17 protein-coding genes and 1 other annotated feature are annotated in these 18,972 nt (G+C 29.2%); of the genes, 6 read left to right on the top strand and 11 right to left on the bottom strand.

Going from position 1 to position 18,972, the window contains the following annotated elements; translation table 11 throughout:
* The first annotated feature begins 182 nt into the window (after window positions 1-182).
* Window positions 183-839 (top strand): PAQR family membrane homeostasis protein TrhA, encoded by a 657-nt coding sequence (trhA, locus tag B3J31_RS07770; RefSeq protein WP_150845562.1) that lies wholly within the window; start codon window positions 183-185, stop codon window positions 837-839.
* Between the two features lie 74 nt (window positions 840-913).
* On the opposite strand, the gene B3J31_RS07765 is transcribed toward trhA, so the two are convergent.
* The 3 genes from B3J31_RS07765 to B3J31_RS07755 all read right to left on the bottom strand — a co-directional run bounded on the left by B3J31_RS07765 (window position 914) and on the right by B3J31_RS07755 (window position 4,141).
* Entirely contained in the window at window positions 914-1,486 is a 573-nt protein-coding gene (locus tag B3J31_RS07765; RefSeq protein WP_346868491.1) for an FUSC family protein, read from the bottom strand.
* 89 nt (window positions 1,487-1,575) lie between these two features.
* Window positions 1,576-3,273, bottom strand: a complete 1,698-nt coding sequence (gene ade / locus B3J31_RS07760) for an adenine deaminase (protein WP_346868490.1) — start codon at window positions 3,271-3,273, stop codon at window positions 1,576-1,578.
* A gap of 202 nt (window positions 3,274-3,475) precedes the next feature.
* Window positions 3,476-4,141: a ribonuclease H-like domain-containing protein gene (locus B3J31_RS07755; protein WP_150845565.1), complete on the bottom strand. Its 666-nt coding sequence runs from the start codon at window positions 4,139-4,141 to the stop codon at window positions 3,476-3,478.
* A gap of 218 nt (window positions 4,142-4,359) precedes the next feature.
* On the opposite strand from B3J31_RS07755, the gene B3J31_RS07750 reads away from it, so the two are divergent.
* The 3 genes from B3J31_RS07750 to B3J31_RS07740 are packed head-to-tail and all read left to right on the top strand — an operon-like array spanning window position 4,360 to window position 6,538.
* Window positions 4,360-4,587 (top strand): FeoA domain-containing protein, encoded by a 228-nt coding sequence (locus tag B3J31_RS07750; protein ID WP_150845566.1) that lies wholly within the window; start codon window positions 4,360-4,362, stop codon window positions 4,585-4,587.
* Between the two features lies 1 nt (window position 4,588).
* Window positions 4,589-6,367: a ferrous iron transport protein B gene (feoB, locus tag B3J31_RS07745; RefSeq protein WP_150845567.1), complete on the top strand. Its 1,779-nt coding sequence runs from the start codon at window positions 4,589-4,591 to the stop codon at window positions 6,365-6,367.
* A 15-nt stretch (window positions 6,368-6,382) separates the two neighbouring features.
* Window positions 6,383-6,538, top strand: a complete 156-nt coding sequence (locus tag B3J31_RS07740; protein WP_150845568.1) for a FeoB-associated Cys-rich membrane protein — start codon at window positions 6,383-6,385, stop codon at window positions 6,536-6,538.
* Between the two features lie 83 nt (window positions 6,539-6,621).
* Here B3J31_RS07740 and argS read toward each other — a convergent pair whose 3' ends face one another.
* From argS to B3J31_RS07715, 5 genes are all read right to left on the bottom strand, one after another.
* Entirely contained in the window at window positions 6,622-8,316 is a 1,695-nt protein-coding gene (argS, locus tag B3J31_RS07735; protein WP_346868489.1) for an arginine--tRNA ligase, read from the bottom strand.
* 81 nt (window positions 8,317-8,397) lie between these two features.
* Window positions 8,398-8,656 (bottom strand) — a binding site (T-box leader).
* A 143-nt stretch (window positions 8,657-8,799) separates the two neighbouring features.
* On the bottom strand, window positions 8,800-10,380 hold the full coding sequence (locus B3J31_RS07730; RefSeq protein WP_150841746.1) for an ATP-binding cassette domain-containing protein: 1,581 nt from the start codon (window positions 10,378-10,380) through the stop codon (window positions 8,800-8,802).
* Between the two features lie 120 nt (window positions 10,381-10,500).
* Window positions 10,501-10,752, bottom strand: a complete 252-nt coding sequence (locus B3J31_RS07725) for a DUF1653 domain-containing protein (protein ID WP_035132998.1) — start codon at window positions 10,750-10,752, stop codon at window positions 10,501-10,503.
* A 64-nt stretch (window positions 10,753-10,816) separates the two neighbouring features.
* Window positions 10,817-11,179: a YccF domain-containing protein gene (locus B3J31_RS07720; protein ID WP_346868488.1), complete on the bottom strand. Its 363-nt coding sequence runs from the start codon at window positions 11,177-11,179 to the stop codon at window positions 10,817-10,819.
* Between the two features lie 133 nt (window positions 11,180-11,312).
* Complete coding sequence (locus tag B3J31_RS07715) at window positions 11,313-11,486, bottom strand: hypothetical protein (protein ID WP_346868493.1); 174 nt, start codon at window positions 11,484-11,486, stop codon at window positions 11,313-11,315.
* Window positions 11,487-11,823: 337 nt separating this feature from the next.
* Between B3J31_RS07715 and B3J31_RS07710 the strand changes: the two genes are divergently transcribed.
* Together B3J31_RS07710 and carB are read left to right on the top strand one after the other, a co-directional pair.
* On the top strand, window positions 11,824-12,873 hold the full coding sequence (locus B3J31_RS07710; RefSeq protein WP_346868492.1) for a carbamoyl phosphate synthase small subunit: 1,050 nt from the start codon (window positions 11,824-11,826) through the stop codon (window positions 12,871-12,873).
* Window positions 12,874-12,919: 46 nt separating this feature from the next.
* Entirely contained in the window at window positions 12,920-16,126 is a 3,207-nt protein-coding gene (gene carB / locus B3J31_RS07705) for a carbamoyl-phosphate synthase large subunit (RefSeq protein ID WP_346868487.1), read from the top strand.
* A gap of 94 nt (window positions 16,127-16,220) precedes the next feature.
* Here the strand turns inward: carB and B3J31_RS07700 are convergent, their stop codons facing one another.
* The 3 genes from B3J31_RS07700 to B3J31_RS07690 form a co-directional block, all read right to left on the bottom strand.
* Window positions 16,221-16,412 (bottom strand): hypothetical protein, encoded by a 192-nt coding sequence (locus B3J31_RS07700; protein ID WP_150844223.1) that lies wholly within the window; start codon window positions 16,410-16,412, stop codon window positions 16,221-16,223.
* Window positions 16,413-16,597: 185 nt separating this feature from the next.
* A complete protein-coding gene (locus B3J31_RS07695; RefSeq protein WP_346868486.1) occupies window positions 16,598-17,632 on the bottom strand; it encodes a pyruvate kinase in 1,035 nt (344 codons plus the stop codon).
* Between the two features lie 358 nt (window positions 17,633-17,990).
* The gene (locus tag B3J31_RS07690) at window positions 17,991-18,830 is read right to left on the bottom strand and encodes a DUF975 family protein (RefSeq protein WP_150844225.1); all 840 of its coding nucleotides are present in this window, start codon (window positions 18,828-18,830) and stop codon (window positions 17,991-17,993) included.
* Between the last annotated feature and the right edge of the window lie 142 nt (window positions 18,831-18,972).

Raw genomic sequence — 18,972 nt, 5'->3', positions numbered from 1 at the left:
ATATTATATATAAATATACATATTAAAATTCTTTTATAGCAACTTAAACCTAATTATTAATTATAATTAACACATTTTTAATAATTATTATATGTATTTATATAATCAATATGATATAATACACATATAGTACTACATAGTATTAAAAACTATATGGTCTAATAAATCTTAGGAGGTATATTATGACTAATTCAAAATTTAGAGAACCCTTTAGTGGATTTTCTCATATGGTAGGAGCTATAATTTCTTTACTTGGTTTATGTTTCCTATTATTTGCCCAATTTCATAGTAACAATTACAACATATATACTTTAATATCAACTGTTATATTTGGAATAAGTTTAATTCTACTGTATACAGCTAGCAGTGTATATCATCTTACCGTAGCTAAAGATTCCATGATTAATATCCTTAGAAAGATTGATCATGCTATGATATTTGTATTAATTGCTGGAACTTATACTCCTATATGCTTAGTTTTATTAGAGACACCAATTAGGTACTATATGCTGGCTATAATATGGACTGTAGCTATAATTGGAATTCTTTTTAAATTGTATTGGATTAATTGTCCTTCTTGGTTGTCTTCTACTATTTATATTGCTATGGGATGGATGGCTATATTCATTTTTAATCCTCTTTCAAAAGTCGTATCTAGTATAGGACTTTCAATATTAGTATTAGGAGGAGTATTATATACCATAGGTGGAATTATATATTGCTTAGAAAGAAAAGGAAAACATAGAACTTTTGGTGCACATGAAATATTTCATATTTTTGTTCTACTTGGAAGTTTTACTCATTATTACTTCATTTATAGGTATGTATTTAATCTATAACATTTAATTAATAAAATTTTAGAAAATAAAAACTACTGATTAATTGATAAATATATCAGTAGTTTTTACTATTTTTACTCTTTTATATCTATTTTTTCAGGAACTTTCATAATAAAATTTTCTATATCTTCATCATACTCATGATCCGATTTACCCTTAGCAAATTTAGAATCTGAGGGTGGAGATATAATGTAATTAATTATTATCGATATTACAATTCCAACAATAGTATCAACGGTTCTTTGAAAAGCGTATAGAACTATATTTTCACTAGTCATAGTAATCATAATTACACAAAATACAACACAAGCCATAGATATAGAGTCTTGCCATTTTAATATATTAAGTAATGTAATCAAAAGTACCATTCCTAAAAAGAGTAGAAATATGTTACCTGGATCTATTAGAACAGTTATAATGCCTATTAACCCTCCTATTATAGTACCAAGCACCCTTGCAATTCCAGCATTAATTCCCTTCTTCACTGTGGTTTCCATAGAAATCAAGGCACCTGTAACCACAAAGAATGGTGATTGAAGCTGAAACAATTCAGCTACAATTACACTTATTACTGCGGCTAGAGCAGTTTTTATATTCCTCATACCGATATATTTCCTAAATTTATATATAGAGTTTAAGTTCTTCAAGATTACAATCTCCTTAACTAATGTTGTTCATTTTTAAATTATACAAAAAGTATTATTAATATTATATAACTTGTAATATTGTGTTGTAATTAATTAAAAGAAAGTTCAATAAATTTAAATAAATCATAGGAAAATAATCCTTTACTTGTAAGCTTCACCTTTGGAATAACAGGTAGACTCATGAAAGATAAGGTTATAAACGCATCCATATCAGGTTTTAATCCGTAGTTCTTTACTAATCTATTTAAATTTTTTAACTTATTATATACATAATCTATAGGTGAATTAGTCATCAATCCTCCTATTTCTAAGGATAGACTATCAATTAGTACACCTTCACTGACTATAGTAATTCCTCCACCTATGTCAATTAGCTTATTTACCGCCTTACACATATCCTTATCATTATCTCCTATAACTATAATATTATGAGAATCGTGTGCTATACTTTGAGCTATAGCACAATTTTTAACACCTAATCCCGATAAATATCCTAAGGAATAATGATTTGTATTTTTATGTCTTTCGAAAACTCCTATTTTTAAAACATCTTCATATTCACTCATATCTAAATATCCATCTATAGTTTTACTAGATTTCACTAACAACTTAGTTTCAAGAGATCCTGGAGTTACACCAATTACATTTACTTTGTTTCCATTAGATAGTATTCTAAAGTCCTCTTCTTTCAGCTTTTCTATATTCATAGTGTTTTCACTTTTAACAATGTAAGATAATTTATTATAGTCATCTATTTCTCGACCTGACTTAATTACTTTATAAATATCTACCTCATTTAAATCATTTAAAATAACCAGATCAGCCTTATATCCTGGTGCTATAGCTCCTTTATCTTTTATACCATAACATGTGTACCCATTATAACTCCCCATTATATATGCCTTTATAGGATCAATACCACTTTGTATACTGAGTTTAATAGCATTATTTATAGATCCCTCTTCCACTAAATCCTCTAGATGTCTATCATCAGTACAAAATAAAAACCTTCGAAAATTCTTATTATTAACTGCAGAAATCAAATCCTTTAAATTTTTAGCAGCAGAACCTTCCCTTATAAGAATATACATACCTAATTTTACTTTTTCTAAAGCCTCTTCTTTTGAAGAACATTCGTGGTCAGTTCTTACACCTGATAAAATGTATTGATTAAGATGTTTATAAGAAATTTGAGGTGCATGCCCATCTATAATTTTATCTCTAAATACATTCAACTTATTCATCATGGACGGTGCTTGCTCTATTACAGAAGGTATATCCATTACCTCACCAAGCCCTATTACTTCTGGTTTATCAATAAACTTAGATAAATCTTCTGCACTTAAAATAGCACCGTTCTCTTCGAATGATACTGCTGGTACACAGGAAGGCATCATAAAATATATATCCAAAGGACTTCTTTGTGCACTATCTAGCATGAAAGATATTCCATCAATTCCAAGTACATTGGCAATTTCGTGCGGATCAGCTACTACTGTAGTAACCCCATTGGCTAAAGCTACATTTCCATAAGATTCTGGAGTTGTCATGGAAGATTCCACATGAATGTGTCCATCCATAAACCCTGGACATATAACTTTAAAACTACAATCTATTTCCTTAATCCCTTCATATGAACCTATTCCTATAATTGTATCATCAATAATTCCTATATCTCCCTCTTCTATTTCTTCCGTAAATACATTAATAAATTTTCCATTTTTAAGTACTAAGTCACATTTATCATTGCCTATAGTAGCGCCTTTCCCTTTTCTTAATATTTCCATAATACCCCCTAAATTTTTAGAATTATATGTATTTTGTATGTTATTATGAATTTATGTAGTATCATGTTTAATATATTAATTCATTCTATACAATTCAACTATTATTTCCCACATTCTAAATTTGTGAATACCAAATACAATATATATAAAACTATCTCATAGAAAAATACAAATTTATATTCTTCTATGAGATAGTTTTTAATTACTCTGGTCTAATATACTTATTCCATTGAGTATATATATGAAATAAACTAACTACATCCTGCATATTATACAAAAGAATTTTCTCTTTCTTTTCCATTGGCATTCTTGAAAAATACATATCATCTTTCATTATCTTACCAAAGGTTTTAGCTAATGTTGAGCCACTTATGACTTCACTTTCCCTAACAATGTCACATTCACTCTCTAGTGCTTTAAGGCCTATTGACTTCTGTTTAACTTGTTCATATTTTTTTTGCAAATCTATACTCTTAAAATATTCTTCTACAGTATAATTTAACTTATATTTTTTAAACAGATAATCAATTACTAGATAATCATTATTCCCTGAAAAAGTAACAACATATTCTTTTTTTAAAGTATTTCTCATATTTTCAAAATACTCTTTAGCCAAGGCAAGAATTTTCTCAAGTTCATGCTTATTTTCAATCATATACTGAGTAATTACCAACTTATTATTTTCTTCGTCATAATATCCTGCTCCAAAGACCCCTATGCATATAGGTTTCTTATAAACATAATGTTCTAAGTCAAAGAAAACTGATTTTTTATAAAGTTCATTATCTCCGCTAATATTTAGACTTTGTTTAAATTTATCTTTTTCAATGTCTATAGTACTTTCTTTAACTATCACCTTACCACTCATTTCTTTAATAGGTATTGTACTTCAAATAAACCTATATATAATTATATGTACTATAAAAATATATAATTATATTATACCATAAATAAATCCCTTTTATCTATATTATACATCCGTTTTATGCATTTTATTAATACATATTTTAAGTTGACATTGGTTATCATTTAGAATATAATGATACCATAGATATTGATAATTATTTTCATAAAGGAGTGATATTCATGAATGTTTTTAATTTAAAACCTGGTGATAAAGGTTTAATTAAAGAACTTGCATGTGATGATAGATTAGCTAAAAGATTATTAGCTTTAGGATTTGTTGAAGGAACAGAGGTTTTAGTTAAGAAAACCGCTCCTTTAGGAGATCCAATTATTGTAAACTTAAGAGGGACAGACCTTGCAATCAGAAAAAAAGATGCTGAATTAATTTTTATTAAGGAGGCAGTGTAATATGAAAACTATTGCCCTTATTGGTAATCCTAATGTAGGAAAAACAACTTTATTTAATGCACTAACAGGTTCTAACCAATATGTAGGTAACTGGGCAGGTGTAACTGTAGATAAAAAAGAAGGATATTTGTCAAAGGATATAAAAATTGTTGACCTACCAGGTATATATGCAATGGATACCTTTTCTAATGAAGAAAAAGTGTCTAAAAACTTTTTATATACTGATGAAGTAGATTTAATCATAAATATAATAGACGGTTCTAATCTTGAGAGAAACCTTTACTTAACCTCTCAATTAACCGAATTTAATAAGCCTATTTTATTAGTGGTAAATATGATAGATGTAGCAGAAAGTAATGGAATTCACATAAATTATTCCGATTTATCTAAAGAATTAGGTGTGAATATTATGGCTATATCTGCTTCTAAAGGTGAAGGTGTAAAAGAGGTTAAAGATTTTCTTATTAATAACTCTTCCTTTGACTCTATAAATAAAACTATTAATTCTAAACATGAGTTTAATAAAATGAACGAAAAAGAAACCTATGGATATATAGAAAACATTCTGAACAGATGTGTAGAAGGAAAAAAAACAAACATTAATACTATTACTGAAAAATTAGATTCTATTGTGCTTAATAAGTTTTTGGCTTACCCTATATTTTTAGGAATTATGTTTATTATATTTAAATTTACCTTTGATTGGGTTGGTGGGCCACTGCAAGAATTAGCTGATAAACTAGTCAATGAAGACTTTGTATCTTTAATAGAAATACCTCTAGCTAATACATCCCCTTGGTTTAAATCATTAATAATTGATGGTATCATTGGTGGTGTTGGTTCAGTAATTGTGTTTCTTCCAATTATATTAACTCTATTTGTAGGAATTAGCTTCCTTGAAGATAGCGGTTATATGGCTAGAACAGCATTTATTATGGACAAGTTAATGAGAAAATTAGGACTTTCAGGAAAGGCATTTATACCTTTAATAATGGGCTTTGGATGTTCAGTACCAGGAATAATGTCTGCAAGAACTTTAGAAAGTGAAAAAGATAGAAAGTTAACAGCTCTGATTATTCCTTTTATGTCTTGTAATGCAAGATTACCTGTATATGCCCTATTTGCTGGTGCACTCTTTGCAGGTTATGAATCATTAGTCATTTTCGGATTATATTTCTTAGGACTTATAGTAGCCTTTATAATGGCGTTTATATTTAAAAATACTTTATTTAAAAAAGACGAAGAACCCTTTATCATAGAATTACCTGAATACAAACTTCCTGAGTTTAAAAGTTTAATACTTCATACTTGGGAAAAAGGTAAAGGATTTTTAAAAAAAGCTGGAACTTTAATATTCTCTATATCTGTTCTAGTATGGTTCTTATCAAACTTTAATATGAGTGGAATGTCTGAAATTAACGAAAGTTTCCTTGCATCTATAGGTAACTTCATATCTCCAATTTTTGCTCCATTAGGCTTTGGTACATGGGAAAACGCTGTGGCACTTTTAACTGGGCTCATGGCTAAAGAAGTAGTTATCGGAACTTTAGGAGTACTTTATACTGGTGATTTAGCTAATAGCATAGCTACAACATTTACAATAGCCAGTGGTATTTCTTTCTTAGTATTTACTTTGTTATACACCCCATGCGTTTCTGTTATAGCTACTTTTAAGAAAGAATTTAGTGGAAAACTTGCTGTATTCTCAGTTGTATATCAATTTATTGTGGCATGGATTTTTTCATTTGGAATATATCACATAGCTTCACTGATATTTTAAAGAGGTGATAATATTATGGAAATACTTATAACTATAATTATTGTTGTATTAGCCATCTTTATTCTTTTTAAAAATTTAAAGAAAAAATCTAAAGGATGTAATTGTGGTAGTTGTACCTCTAAATGTCCTAATTATGTTAATTCAATAGAAAAACATGAAGATGATAAATAACACAATAAATAAAGAAAATCCCTTGGACAATTTATAATCCAAGGGATTTTCTTTATATTAATTTTCTTTATATTAATCTTTTATTACATTTCATCTACCGTTTCAAGACCTATAAGATGTAATCCATTTTCTATTACTTGAAGAGTAGCCTTAACTAAAGCTAATCTGGTATTCTTTGTTACTTCGTCCTCCGAATTAGATATATTTATAGAATTATAGAACTTATTAAAAGCCTTAGCTACATCTATAGTAAATCTTGTAACTATACTTGGTTGTAGTTTATCCAAAGCCTGCTTAATAGAATTATTAAACCCAGATAAAGTTTTAACTAGTTCAAACTCTTCCTCTGAAATAAGCTTACCATAATCAACTTCTCCAGTACCTTCTCCTAATTTTCTTAAAATACTCTTTCCTCTAGCATAAGTATATTGAACATATGGTCCAGTTTCTCCTTCAAAACTAAGCATTTCATCCCAATCAAAGATTATGTCTCTCTCCCTTGAATTTTTAAGATAAGCAAATACAACAGCTCCAATTCCTACCTTTTTAGCTACTTCTTTTTTATTTTCTAATGTAGGATTTTTCTCATTTATTATTTCCTCTGTTTTAACTACAGCTTCGTTTAACAAATCCTCAAGGAATACTACATCACCTTTTCTTGTAGATAGCTTCTTATCTGGGAAACGAACTAAACCAAATGGTACATGTATACAATCATCAGCCCAAGCATAGCCCATCTTTTTAACTGTACTAAATACTTGTTTAAAGTGAAGGGATTGATCCTTTGCAACTACATATATATTCTTATAGAAATTATAAGTTTTCTTTCTATAGAACATAGCTGCTAAGTCACGAGTTGCATATATTGTAGCTCCATCTGCCTTCTTTATTATACAAGGTGGAATATTAAGCTCCTCTAACATAACAACCTTAGCACCATTACTTTCCGTTAATAAACCTTTAGATTCTATTTCATCAATAACAGCGTCCATTTTATCTTGATAGAAGCTTTCACCAGCAAAAGAATCAAATTTAACATTTAACATTTCAAATAACTTATCAAATTCCTTTAAACTTAAGTCTTTAAATTTAGTCCAAAGCTTAACTTCTTCTTCATTGCCATCCTCTAGAAGTTTAAAATGCTTTCTCCCTTCATCATCAAGAGCAGGATTTTTTTCTGCTTCATCATGAAATTTTACATAAACCCTTAACATTTCTTTAATTGGTTCTTCCTCTAAAGCTTTCTCATCACCCCAATGATTATATGCATATATAAGTTTACCAAATTGTGTTCCCCAGTCTCCTAAGTGGTTTATCCCTATAGCATTATATCCTTGAGAATTAAATATTTTATAAAGAGAGTTACCAATCATAGTAGTATATAAATGTCCTACGTGAAATGGCTTTGCAATATTAGCTGAACAATATTCAACAATTACATTTTTGCCTTCTCCTTCTTTTGTACTTCCATAATTCTCTTTCTCATTTAATACTTTTTCAATAATTTCTTTCATAAAATCATTTTTAGCTACAAAAAAGTTTATATAAGGACCAAAAGCTTCTATTTTTTCAAATCCATCTAAATTACCAAGTAATCCTTTTAGATCTTGAGCTATCATATTTGGTGCTTTTTTCATAGATTTTGCTAACTGAAAACACGGGAATGCAAAGTCCCCCATTTCTGGTTTTGGTGGGTTTTCAACAAGTCTTTCTATTGTTTCCTTTTCCATATCTATATGCTTACATAAATTTTCTGCTATTATATTTTTATACTCCATAATAAATCCTCCTTTTTATTTCTAACTCTTTTATTTATTAAAATTTCAAAATGCATATAAAAAAACCGTCTCTTTCCATTGGAAAGAGACGGTTATATACCCGTGGTACCACTCTAATTGACTTTTTTTAAAAGTCCACTCATAATTTTAACGCTTTTCACGACCAACCCTACTAAGTAACCCTTTGGGGCAGTTTCTCCAAGGTTCTCTTCCTAATTTATTATAAATAAATTTCTCTACAATTACTTGTTAAGATTCTTTTATTCTTGTGAAGCTCACACCAACCTTCACTCGCTTTAAGAATTAATAAAGAAAGTACTGTCCTTTTCATAGAATTTCCATATTAAATTTTATATTATTTGTATTATAAATAAATAATAGTAAAATGTCAACTAAATAAATTAATATTTATACAAACTAAATGCTGATTTATTCATACAATGCCTATATAATACCAAAGTAATTTTTATATCAACCTAAGCTCTATTTTAATTCTAAATACTCATCATAAGTCATATTCTTATCAATTACACCACCAGGAATAATTTCTATTATTCTATTTGCAACAGTATTAATAAACTGATGGTCATGAGATGTAAATAATATAGTTCCAGCAAAGTTAATTAATCCATTATTAACTGCTGTTATGGATTCAAGATCTAGGTGGTTTGTAGGCTCATCTAAGATTAATACGTTAGCTCCACTTAACATCATCTTTGATAGCATACAACGAACTTTTTCCCCTCCAGATAGCACAGATGCTTGCTTTAATGCTTCTTCTCCTGAGAATAACATTCTTCCAAGGAATCCTCTTATAAAACTTTCCGCCTTTTCTTCTGAAAATTGTCTTAACCAATCCACAAGATTTTGATCGCAACCCTCAAAGAACTCTGAGTTATCAGATGGGAAATACGATTGAGATGTAGTTATCCCCCATTTATAGCTTCCACTATCTGGTTCCATTTCACCCATCAATATTTTAAATAAAGTGGTTTTAGCAATACCATCTCCTAAAAATGCTACCTTATCATTCTTATATATCATAAAACTTACATTATCTAAAACTTTAACACCATCAATAGTCTTACATAGATTCTCAACAACTAGCAAATCATTACCAGCTTCTCTATCCGCTTTAAATCCTACAAATGGATATCTTCTTGAAGATGGCTTAATATCATCAAGAGTCAATTTATCTAATTGCTTCTTTCTACTAGTTGCTTGCTTAGCTTTTGATGCATTAGAACTAAAACGAGCTATAAAGTTTTGAAGTTCCTTAATTTTTTCTTCTTTCTTTTTATTCTGATCCTTAGACATTTGTAATGCTAATTGACTTGATTCATACCAGAAATCATAGTTACCTACATACATTTGAATTTTTCCAAAGTCTACATCAGCCATATTAGTACATACTTTATTTAGGAAGTGTCTATCGTGGGATACCACAATAACAGTTCCTTCAAAATCCATTAAGAAATTTTCAAGCCAAGCTATAGATTTAATATCTAAGTGGTTGGTAGGCTCGTCAAGTAAAAGAATATCTGGATGACCAAATAAAGCTTGTGCAAGTAAGACTTTAACCTTCTCTGAACCATTTAAATCCTTCATTAACTTGTAATGTAAATCTTCTGTTATCCCAAGTCCTTGAAGTAATGTAGCTGCTTCACTTTCAGCTTCCCAACCATTAAGATCTGCAAACTCACCTTCAAGCTCAGAAGCTCTTATACCATCTTCATCACTAAAATCTTCTTTAGCATAAAGAGCATCCTTTTCATTCATAATTTCAATTAATCTAGGATGACCCATAATTACAGTTCTTAGTACTTCTTCTTCATCATAAGCAAAGTGATCTTGCTTTAAAACTGCTAATCTTTGTCCTGGTGTTATATTAACTTCGCCTGTATTAGGTTCTATATCTCCTGATAATATTTTAAGAAATGTAGACTTTCCTGCACCATTTGCTCCTATTAATCCATAACAATTACCTTCTGTGAACTTAATATTAACATCCTCAAAAAGTTTACGTCCTCCGTATCTTAAACTAACTCCTGTAGTACTAATCATAACGTTACCTCCAATTATCATTAAAAAAGTCTTACCCATTGGGTAAAACCTCTTGAACTTTTCTTTAAAACATACGATTACTATTATAACATAGATTTATATTTTATACTATTCTTTACTTCAAATATTTTTACTTTCTACTATTATCTCTTGAAATCTATACCTTTGTCCTGTTGGATTAACCTTATTTTTAGGTACTTCTTCTATAAACATCTTATATGGTCTTACAAACAATCCACACTCCCCATATAATGCTCTATATAGCACCATCTTTTCTTGTGTTTCTGAATTTATTACAAAATCCTCAAGTAAATATAAATCCCCTTTAAAGTGTCTAAAAATCTTCCCCTTTAATTCTGATATATCTCTCATAATTCCTCCTATATAATTACTTTAATACTACAATAATCATAAATATAACTTATTAAATCAATTTTTATATTACATCTTTTCCAAATGGTGCTAAGGATAATTTTGCCATTTTTAATGATTGTGCAGCAAAAGGTATACCTATTATAGTTATGGACAGTAAAAATGCACTTATTAAATTGGTTATTGCAAGGAGCAAACCTCCAAATATTACCCATAATATATTAAGAAAAAATCCCATACTACTATCATTTGTTGTAATAACTTCTTTTCCGAAAGGTGCAAATTGTAGTTTAGCTAACTTAAAACACTGAATTCCAACTGGTATTCCCACAATAGTTATACACCATAAAAGACCTGTTAAAAACCATTGTAACCCTGCAACTAATCCTCCAAATATAAACCAAATAATATTTCCTAAACAACTCATAATATACTCCTTAAAAACTTCTAATAATTAATATAATATATAATTAATTTATATTTGCAATGGAATTTAATAAAAATTAACAAAAATAAGCTTAGATAAAATTAAATTTACCTAAGCTTATTTATAAATACTTTTATTTATCTAAATTTTTATTTACTTTTTCTAAATAATTTGTTTCACTAACAATTTTATTTTCAAAATTTTCTACGGCGCCTTTAGTATAATTACCAATAGCCTTTGAATTTAACCCTTGGAGATTACTATTATTTTTTAAACCATTGTTTTTTAAATTATTGTTTTTACTCATTTGTTATCACCTCCTGAATTTATTGTTAGTAATTTTATTAGATTTATTCAGCAAATATTTGCTAAATATTTCAGTAGAAATTATATTTTATAATAATATATTTATTTTATTATTGACATTTTAAAAAGTTTTTTATAAAATCAAAAGGACAAATCTACTTTTAAGTTGGTCCAGAGAGGCCAAGAAGGGAGACAGGAATAATGGCTAGAATTATAATTATTTTAAAGAGAAACCCATAGGATAATAAATAGAGCAGCTTATAATTTGCTTTGTTTGTTGTCCTTTTTGTTGTACATTAATTATTTTGATTGGAGGGTTTTTCTTGAAAACAAAAAATATTGAAGCAAAACTTATATTAGAAAACGGAATGGAATTCAAAGGTAAAGCCTTTGGTTACATTGATGATACCGTTGGAGAAGTAGTATTTAATACATCTATGACTGGGTATCAGGAAACTCTTACTGATCCATCTTATTATGGTCAAATTGTAACTATGACCTATCCCTTAATTGGAAATTATGGAATTAATTTAGAGGATTTAGAATCTTCTTCTCCAAAAGTTAAGGGTTTTATTGTAAGAGAAAAATCTAATAATCCTTCAAACTTCAGATGTGAGATGGAGTTAGATGGATATCTTATAGAAAACAAGATTTTTGGACTAGAAGGTATTGATACAAGGGCCCTTACGAAAATTCTTAGAGACCATGGATCAATGAAGGGTTATATAACAACTAAAAACTTATCCTTAGAAGATATAAAGGATAAGTTGGAAAAATTCCAAAATGATGATGCTGTGTATAAAGTATCTACTGATGAAATATATGAAATACCAGGCAGTGGACCACATGTTGCCGTTATGGATTTTGGAGTTAAATCAAATATCTTGAGAAGTTTTAAAGAAAGAAATTGTAGATTAACTGTGTTTCCAGCTACCTCAAAGGCTGAAGAAATTCTTTCTTTAAACCCTGATTTAATATTTCTATCTAATGGTCCTGGAGACCCTATGAAATTAGATAATATAGTTAAAGAAGTAGTAAAATTAGCAACTTCAAAACCTACTTGCGGAATTTGCCTTGGACATCAACTTTTAGCTTGGGCCTTTGGTGGAGAAACTAGTAAACTAAAGTTTGGTCATAGAGGATCTAATCACCCAGTGAAAGATATTATATCAAGTAAGGTATACATAACTAGTCAAAATCATGGCTACTATGTTTCTAAGTTACCTGTTGATATGGACATAACTCATGTCAGTGTAAATGACGGCACATTAGAAGGTATGATGCATAAAAAATTGCCAGTAGCAAGTGTACAATATCATCCAGAAGCATCACCAGGACCTAAAGAAAATAATGTTATATTTGATAGTTTTTTAAGCTTAATAAAATAAATTACATTAAGAAAGACAGTGAGCTTTCATGTAGGAGGAATAATCAATGAGTAAGAGAAATGATATAAAAAAGGTATTAATAATAGGATCTGGTCCAATTGTAATAGGACAATCAGCTGAATTCGACTATTCTGGAACTCAAGCTTGTAGAGCACTTATGGAAGAAGGGATAGAAACCATACTAATAAACTCTAACCCTGCAACCATAATGACTGACAAGGAAGTGGCAAATAAAATATATATAGAGCCATTAACTACTGAGTTTATTGAGAAAATTATAGTAAAAGAAAAACCAGACAGCATTTTATCAGGTATGGGTGGACAAACAGGTTTAAATCTAACTATAGAACTTGCTGAAAAAGGTATATTAGATAAGTATGGAGTTAAAATCATAGGAACTTCTGTAAAATCTATAAAAAAAGGTGAAGACAGAGATTTATTTAAGGCATTAATGGAAAAAATCAACGAACCTGTTATTGAGTCAGATATAGTAAATGATGTAGATTCTGGAGTTAACTTTGCAAAAAAGATTGGTTACCCTGTAATTGTAAGACCTGCCTACACCCTTGGTGGTACTGGTGGTGGTATTGCAGATACTGAAGAAGAATTAATTACCATATTAGAAAACGGTCTTTATCTTAGCCCTGTAAAACAAGTTCTTCTAGAAAAAAGTATTAAAGGATGGAAGGAAGTTGAATATGAAGTTATGCGTGATTCTCATGGGAATTGCATAACAGTATGCAATATGGAAAACATAGATCCCGTTGGTGTTCATACAGGAGATTCCATAGTTATTGCTCCGTCTCAAACCCTTTCTGACAAAGAATATCAAATGCTTAGGACTTCAGCATTAAAAATAATAGACGAAGTAGGAATTATTGGGGGTTGTAATGTACAGTTTGCTTTAAATCCTAATAGTTTTGAGTATGCTGTAATTGAAATAAACCCTAGAGTTTCTCGTTCTTCTGCCCTTGCATCAAAGGCTACAGGATATCCTATAGCTAAGGTAGCTGCAAAAATCAGCCTTGGATATACCCTAGATGAAATTGTAAATTCCGTTACTGGTAAAACAATGGCTTCCTTTGAGCCAGCTCTTGATTATGTAGTTGTAAAAATACCAAAATGGCCTTTTGATAAATTTAAAAATGCCAATAAATCCTTAGGAACCAAAATGATGGCAACGGGGGAAATTATGGCTATAGGATCAAATTTTGAGGCTGCCTTCCTAAAAGGAATTCGCTCCTTAGAAATAGGAAAATATGTGTTAGATCATAAACCATCTCAGGAAAAAACTTTATCTCAGCTAAAGAGTAGCGTAATGGTGCCAGATGATGAAAGAATCTTTGATCTAGCTGAAATGCTTAGAAGAAAATATCTAGTGGAGAAGTTATCAGAGGTTACAGGAATAAATACCTTCTTTATAAATAAAATAAAATGGATAGTAGAACAAGAAGAATTCTTAAAAACTGCTAAGTTAGAAGATTTAAACAAAGATTATCTAAAACTATTAAAGAAAAAGGGTTTTTCAGACAAAGGTATTGCAGACTTAATGGATATTAGCCCTATAGAATTGTATACTCTTAGAAAGCTGTATAACATTATGCCAACCTATAAGATGGTAGATACTTGCGCTGGAGAGTTTGATGCCATATCACCATACTACTATTCAACCTATGAAGAATTTGACGAAGTAGTTGTATCTGATAAAAGAAAAGTAATGGTGATAGGTTCAGGTCCTATTAGAATCGGACAAGGGATTGAGTTTGATTACTGCTCTGTTCATGCTGTTAGAGCTCTTAAGAAAAAAGGCATCGAAACTATAATTGTAAATAACAACCCGGAAACTGTATCAACGGACTTTGATATATCAGATAAACTTTACTTTGAACCTCTAACTGAAGAAGATGTACTCAACATAATCAACAAGGAAAAACCTGAAGGTGTAATTCTTCAATTTGGTGGTCAAACTGCTATAAAATTATCTAAGTTTTTAAGAGAAAATGGAATTAAGATTTTAGGTACTGATGCTGACGGTATAGATAGGGCCGAAGATAGAGAAAGATTTGATGCTATGCTTGAAGATCTTGATATTAATAGACCTAAAGGAATTGCAGTATGGAACCTTGATGAAGGAATTGTTGGTGCTGAGAACCTTGGATATCCTGTACTTGTTAGACCTTCTTATGTGTTAGGAGGTCAAGGTATGGAAATCACCTATAGAGAAAAGGAACTTAAAAAGTATTTGGAGAATTCTTTTAAAAGAGATCATAAAAATCCTGTTTTGATTGATAGATACTTAGTTGGTAGAGAGATTGAAGTGGATGCTATCTGTGATGGTAAAAGTATATTAATTCCAGGAATTATGGAACATCTTGAAAAAGCCGGAGTCCACTCTGGAGATTCTATAAGCATATATCCTTCTCAAAATATATCTGACAAATCTAAGAATACTATCTTTGAAGATACAAAGAAGATTGCTTTAGAACTTAAAGTTCTTGGCATGATAAATATTCAGTTCATTGAGTTTGAAGGAGAAATTTTTATCATAGAAGTTAATCCTAGAGCTTCTCGTACAGTTCCATATATAAGTAAGGTTACTAATGTTCCTATAGTTGAATTAGCTACTCGCGCCATGCTTGGAGAATCTCTAGAAGATATGGGATATAAGGAACAAATATGTGCTGAACCAGATTTTGTAACTGTAAAAGTACCTATATTCTCTACTGAAAAGCTTCCAAAGGTTGAAGTAAGTCTTGGACCTGAAATGAGATCTACTGGAGAAGTACTTGGTGTAGGACATACCTTTGATGAAGCTATGATGAAGGGTTTCTTGGCTGCCAAAAGACCAATTTTAAAGTCTGGAGACAAATTACTTGCAAACATAAATAATAGTGACAAAGATGAATTCTTAATACTAGCTAAAGAAATGAACTTACTTGGCTGTCAGATAGTAGCCACAGAAGGAACTGCAAAAATGCTTCAAATCGAAGGTATAGATGCAAAAATAGTTAATAAAATTGGTGAAGGAAAACCCGATATAGTAGATTCTATCAGAAATAAATCTATAAATATGATAGTTAATACACCAACTAGAGGAAATGACTCTCAGCGCGATGGCTTTAAACTTAGAAGAACAGCTGTAGAATCAGGAGTTTCATTAATGACTTCTCTCGATACCTTAAGAGCGATGGTAACAGTAATGAAACGAGGATTGAAAGTTAAAGATTTAGATATATTTGACTTAGGAAAATAGTTTATATAAATTTTCATTAATATATGTTTAAAAGCAATAGACAAAATTAAGTCTATTGCTTTTATTCTACATTTTAAATAATTATAAGGATTTATTAGTTATACATGAATAAATCAATAAATCCACCACAATCAAGTGTTTGATTAGAATCAGTTGTTGTCAATTCTCTAAAAGGACATTCTTCACATTCATTATGAGTACATTGAATTTTTGATAATTCTTCTGTTAATCTAGTAATTTCATTATATATTTCTTGTATCTTTTCCTTCTGTAAATCTTTATTCATAATAATCCCCCCCTATATGCTTAGGTTAGTGTAGAGTTTTTACACTATCTATATTTAATTATATCATTGAACCCCATGTAAATATATATAATTCATGCCTAAAATATAACTAAACTAGATTAAATAGTGAATTAATTCTAAAATGAAGATGGATATAAATTTTATATCCATCTTCATTTTTTTTCTTAACTAAGATAACTATATTTATCTATAAATTCTTTAGTAAATCTTATAACATGGAGAGGATTTTTACCTACCCCAACTTCTCCAGCTAGCATAATTCCATCCACCTTATTTTTTATAAAATTATATAAATCATCTAATTCAGGAATTTTAGGTTTTCGAGCACTCCTCATAGAATCTAACACATAAGTTGCGATTATAAGCTCCTTTTTTTCAGATTTCATCCTTCCTATTATTTCATCCTGTACAAAAGGAATTTCCGTTATATCCAATTCCGAGAATAAATCTCCCCTACCTAGCATAATTCCATCAACAGATTTTAAAATAGAATCAAAATTAAGAATTCCCTCTTTACACTCTATTTTTGCCCAAATTTTAGGCATAATAATTTGAGGATTATATTTCTTTACTTTTTTTATATATTCCTTTAATTCTAAAATATCAGATTCTCTCGTAACATAGGAAAGACATATTATATCCACACCATTTAATAGTCCAAACTCAATATCCTTCTTATCCTTCATGGTTAACGTCATGCCTGATCTATCCATTCCCGGAGCATTTAAGCCCTTCTCGCCTCTAACCATGCCACCTAAAACAACTTCTGCCTTTATTGCCTCTTTATCCTTAAGCTTTCCTACAACATTAAATTCCATTGTTCCATCCTTCATAAGGATTTTTTTACATTTAGAAATCCATGTAAATTGTCCTTGAAAAGAAATTGGAATTAGTGTATTCCTTCCACTATGTCTAAGATTTTCTTTAAAAAATTCTTCACTACAAAAATATACGGTTTCTCCAAAGTTAACCCTTAATTGGCCATTAAACAAATTAGATATTCTAATTTTATTGCCTTGCAAATCTTGAATAATAGAAATATCAGGATAATTCTCTTTCATATACTTAATTTGTTTTTTAGCTGTATCATTTTCTATATGAGAAAAATTCAATCTCATAGAATTCATTCCTGCATTTACAAACTTATCTAAATCATTTAAGGTCTTAACATTAGGACCTATTGAACATACTATCTTCATTTCATCACCTTATCATTTATTTATATTTATCCAATACATAGCTAATTAATATATTTTATCTTTAATGTAATCTATTATAAATCTATCATCTTTATTCATAACAAACAATAGAATTTATATACAATCTTAAGTCTAGAAACATTTTTTTATTTAGACTTTAATTTATTTACTTACAGTTAGAGTTAATAATAAAAATCCAAAGAATTCCTTTGGATTTAAGTTGATATACATCTTCTTTAATTATAATATAAACATTTATATATAAACCTAGTTAAAATTTAATTCACGCTAAATACTAAGTTATATATATAAGTAATCTCATTCATAGACAACTTATATAAATATATAACACATATTGTTAATTTAATGGATCAATTTCATTATATATAGGTTTATTATTATATCCAGATATTTCATTAAAGAAATTCAAAAATGTTGTATTCATATATGGGGTTAACCATAGAAAAGTAACCCCTATAATTAACGGTAATATAGTAATGAGCATTTCATTAAATGAAAAAGCTGCAATTATAGCTACAACTACACCTGGTACAATACATAAAATCACCCAACCTAAAAAGCTAAGGTATAGTACAAATAAACTCCATACATTTCCTTTCATTAATTTAAAACTTTCTTTTATACACTGAATTACACCCTTACTATTATCTTCACATACTAAAATCACTGCTGGAAACAAATATAAACCCAAAATAATTATTGGTATACATAAAACTAACGTAACCAGAACAATCATTGTTGTCATGCCTTCAAAGGATGGAATAGAATTACCTGATAAAGAACCCATAACTATCTGGTTACTATAATGAATTGCTATAATTCCTACAACTATACCAATGATAATTATTATTGGTATGTACATTAATACTATTAAAAGCTGTATACCCATACCTTTTCCCCAAGTCTTACCTGAGATAAGTATATCAGAAAATTTAACTTTCTTATCCCTAGAAATTTTAAGATAAAATGAATTACTCATAATTGCTATACTTAAGCTTACTATTATGCTTATAACTGTTATCAGAAGTGATGGTCCTATAGTATCTTTAAAAATCTCAGAACCAAGACTTATACTTCCTTCAATTACAAGTATTATTAATGTTATTAAGACTGGTATCTTCCACTGCCCCCTTAATTGTTCTTTTGATTTACTTTTTAAAGCTTTTCGATTTACCATTGTTTTCCCCCTTAAAACTCCCTTTTATTCATATATTTATAAAATACAATATTATCTATCATACTTTACTTTTTAAGATATAAAATAAAACCTTATATAATTAAAATATTATAAATATATTAACACCACTTTACAAGTAATG

Origin of the sequence: Clostridium sp. UBA5988 (genome assembly GCF_002435615.1) — a bacterium.
In the GTDB taxonomy this organism is placed as follows: domain Bacteria; phylum Bacillota; class Clostridia; order Clostridiales; family Clostridiaceae; genus Clostridium_J; species Clostridium_J sulfidigenes.
The sequence above is the reverse complement of the archived record's forward strand: the minus strand, read 5'-3'. Positions and strand labels throughout refer to the sequence as shown.

What these genes read in the sequence shown, in the direction of transcription:
- trhA (WP_150845562.1), top strand. Translation starts at nt 183, where the DNA reads ATGACTAATTCAAAATTTAGAGAACCCTTTAGTGGATTTTCTCATATG.
- ade (WP_346868490.1), bottom strand. Translation starts at nt 3,273, where the DNA reads ATGGAAATATTAAGAAAAGGGAAAGGCGCTACTATAGGCAATGATAAA.
- B3J31_RS07755 (WP_150845565.1), bottom strand. Translation starts at nt 4,141, where the DNA reads ATGAGTGGTAAGGTGATAGTTAAAGAAAGTACTATAGACATTGAAAAA.
- B3J31_RS07750 (WP_150845566.1), top strand. Translation starts at nt 4,360, where the DNA reads ATGAATGTTTTTAATTTAAAACCTGGTGATAAAGGTTTAATTAAAGAA.
- feoB (WP_150845567.1), top strand. Translation starts at nt 4,589, where the DNA reads ATGAAAACTATTGCCCTTATTGGTAATCCTAATGTAGGAAAAACAACT.
- B3J31_RS07740 (WP_150845568.1), top strand. Translation starts at nt 6,383, where the DNA reads ATGGAAATACTTATAACTATAATTATTGTTGTATTAGCCATCTTTATT.
- argS (WP_346868489.1), bottom strand. Translation starts at nt 8,316, where the DNA reads ATGGAGTATAAAAATATAATAGCAGAAAATTTATGTAAGCATATAGAT.
- B3J31_RS07730 (WP_150841746.1), bottom strand. Translation starts at nt 10,380, where the DNA reads ATGATTAGTACTACAGGAGTTAGTTTAAGATACGGAGGACGTAAACTT.
- B3J31_RS07725 (WP_035132998.1), bottom strand. Translation starts at nt 10,752, where the DNA reads ATGAGAGATATATCAGAATTAAAGGGGAAGATTTTTAGACACTTTAAA.
- B3J31_RS07720 (WP_346868488.1), bottom strand. Translation starts at nt 11,179, where the DNA reads ATGAGTTGTTTAGGAAATATTATTTGGTTTATATTTGGAGGATTAGTT.
- B3J31_RS07715 (WP_346868493.1), bottom strand. Translation starts at nt 11,486, where the DNA reads ATGAGTAAAAACAATAATTTAAAAAACAATGGTTTAAAAAATAATAGT.
- carB (WP_346868487.1), top strand. Translation starts at nt 12,920, where the DNA reads ATGAGTAAGAGAAATGATATAAAAAAGGTATTAATAATAGGATCTGGT.
- B3J31_RS07700 (WP_150844223.1), bottom strand. Translation starts at nt 16,412, where the DNA reads ATGAATAAAGATTTACAGAAGGAAAAGATACAAGAAATATATAATGAA.
- B3J31_RS07695 (WP_346868486.1), bottom strand. Translation starts at nt 17,632, where the DNA reads ATGAAGATAGTATGTTCAATAGGTCCTAATGTTAAGACCTTAAATGAT.
- B3J31_RS07690 (WP_150844225.1), bottom strand. Translation starts at nt 18,830, where the DNA reads ATGGTAAATCGAAAAGCTTTAAAAAGTAAATCAAAAGAACAATTAAGG.